Consider the following 2,532-nt stretch of genomic DNA (forward strand, 5'->3'; position numbering starts at 1 on the left):
TCACCAGTGCAGTGGATACCCTGATCGGGCCGGAAGACCTTATGCCGGGTGCCGTGGTATGTGACGTATCCCGTCCGCGCAATGTGAGCCGTCAGGTGGCCGAGCAGAGGGACGATGTGCTGGTGATCGAAGGCGGGGTGGTGGAAGTGCCAGGCGAAGTTAATTTTAACTTCAATTTCGGTTTCCCGCCCCGTACGGCTTACGCCTGCATGTCCGAGACCATGATTTTGGCCCTGGAAAAAAGGTATGAGAATTTTTCGCTGGGGCGGGACATAACTATTAAACAGGTCGAGGAAATCAGTACCCTGGCCAGAAAACACGGCTTCAAGGTGGCCGGTCTGCGCAGCTTTGAGCGGGCCATTGATCCCCGTGAAATCGAGCGTATCCGTGCCCGGGCTGAAAGCCGCGGTAAACAGCGCGTAGCGGTAGCCCCTTGACAAAGGGGGAAACCCTCCTTATAATGAGTGGCAAGGTTAGTGGTACTGTGGGCACTGCAATGGTTTTATTCATTGCAGTGCTTTCAGTGTCGTTGGGGGGAGTAGTGTAGCTGTTTTGCACGCGTTCGCCGGGGAGTAGAGAAGTGCAAAGGAGACGATAGAATGAAGGAAAAAGAAGTAATCTTAACCCTTGAAGGTTTAAAAAAGCTCGAAAAGGAACTCGAAGAGCTGAAAACCATCCGCCGCCGCGAAGTAGCGGCCCGCATTAAACAGGCCATTGAGTTTGGGGATATCAGTGAAAACTCTGAATACGAGGATGCCAAAAACGAACAGGCTTTTATTGAAGGCCGTATTTTGACACTGGAGCAAATGTTGCGTAATGCCAGGGTTATTGACGATGAACGCACGGGGACGGATGAAGTAAGCATTGGTTCCACCGTCCGCCTCAAAGACCTGGAGTTCGGCGACGAAGTTGAATATACCATTGTTGGCTCCGTGGAGGCCGATCCCGGAGCTCATAAAATTTCTAACGAATCTCCCGTGGGTAAGGCCATCCTGGGTCAACGCAAGGGGAGTATTGTGGAAGTTTCCGTGCCGGCAGGCCTGCTCAAATACCAGATCGTGGATATACGTTAATCAGGATTCGCCGGAGGAATGTTATGACGGAAAAGGAAAGTTTGGAAATCAAACCGGAAGATTTGAACGAATTGTTGCGCGTGCGCCTGGAAAAACTGGAGGAAATCAAAGCACAGGGTATAGAACCCTACGGCGGGCGCTACCCGCGTACTCACCTTGCCGCCTGGATTCTCGAGCATTATGAGGAGTGCGAGGGGCAAAAGGTGTGTCTGGCCGGCCGTTTAATGGCCCGGCGTGGTCATGGTAAAGCCAGCTTCGGCAACCTCCGGGATGGTTCAGGGCAGATCCAGATTTACCTCAGGTTAAACGATGTAGGCCCCGAGACTTATAACCTGTTCCAGCGGCTGGACATAGGGGATATTATCGGTGTACGGGGTACGGTATTTAAAACTCGCACAGGTGAAATCACCGTGGCTGTGGAGGAGCTGACCCTGCTGGCCAAATCCCTGCGCCCGCTGCCGGAAAAGTGGCATGGCTTGAAGGATGTGGACCTGCGCTACCGCCAGCGTTACCTGGACCTGATCGTGAATCCCGAAGTAAAAAACACCTTTATCATTCGGAGCCGGGTGATCCACGCCATCCGGAATTTCCTGGAGAAGCGGGGTTTCCTGGAAGTGGAGACGCCCATGATGCACCCTATTGCCGGCGGTGCTGCAGCCAGGCCTTTTATCACCCATCATAATGCCCTGGACATGAATCTCTACCTGCGTATCGCTCCGGAACTCTACCTCAAGCGCCTGCTTGTGGGCGGGTTTGAGAAGGTTTACGAAATAAACCGGAATTTTCGTAATGAAGGCATTTCCACCAAGCACAACCCGGAGTTCACGATGCTGGAGCTTTACCAGGCCTACGCCGACTACCATGACATGATGGACCTGGCTGAAGAGATGATCTCCACCGTGGCTTCCGAAGTGCTGGGGACCACCACCATCACCTATCAGGGGGTGGAGATTAACCTTACGCCCCCGTGGAAGAGGCAGACCATGCTGGATGCAGTGAAGGAACATACCGGGCTGGATTTTAACCTGTACCGGGATGAAGTGGAAAAGGCCCGGCGAGCGGCCCGGGAGCTGGGGGTGGAGGTGGAGGAGAAGGACAGCTGGGGTGCCGTTTTGAACAAGGTGTTTGAGGAAAAAGTGGAGCCGGAGTTGATCCAGCCCATTTTCATCATGGATTATCCCCTTGAAATCTCACCCCTGGCCAAGCGAAAAACTGAGGATCCGGCCCTGACGTACCGTTTTGAGCTGTTTATTTACGCCCGTGAGATGGCCAATGCCTTCTCGGAATTGAATGACCCCATGGACCAGAAGGCCCGCTTTCTCAAGCAGGTGGAGAAGCGCCGGGCGGGGGACGAGGAAGCCCACATGATGGACGAGGATTACATTACCGCCCTGGAATACGGGATGCCTCCCGCGGGCGTGGAGTTAAAAGTATCCTTGAGCAGTTTACCGGTAAATGC

General features: G+C 53.8%; 2 protein-coding genes and 1 pseudogene. All 3 read left to right on the forward strand.

All coding sequences use genetic code 11. The annotated features are described in order from the left end of the window. Nucleotides 1–437, forward strand: a pseudogene (locus ACPLUI_RS13760) (shikimate dehydrogenase); the annotation flags it as partial. A gap of 162 nt (nt 438–599) precedes the next feature. Beyond that, a complete protein-coding gene (greA, locus tag ACPLUI_RS13765) occupies nt 600–1,073 on the forward strand; it encodes a transcription elongation factor GreA (RefSeq protein WP_424660817.1) in 474 nt (157 codons plus the stop codon). Between the two features lie 23 nt (nt 1,074–1,096). Further along, nucleotides 1,097–2,532: lysine--tRNA ligase (gene lysS / locus ACPLUI_RS13770; protein WP_424660818.1), on the forward strand; the 1,436-nt coding region annotated here is incomplete at its 3' end.

It is taken from the genome of Desulfofundulus sp., assembly GCF_049701015.1.
Classification (GTDB): Bacteria; Bacillota; Desulfotomaculia; order Desulfotomaculales; family Desulfovirgulaceae; genus Desulfofundulus.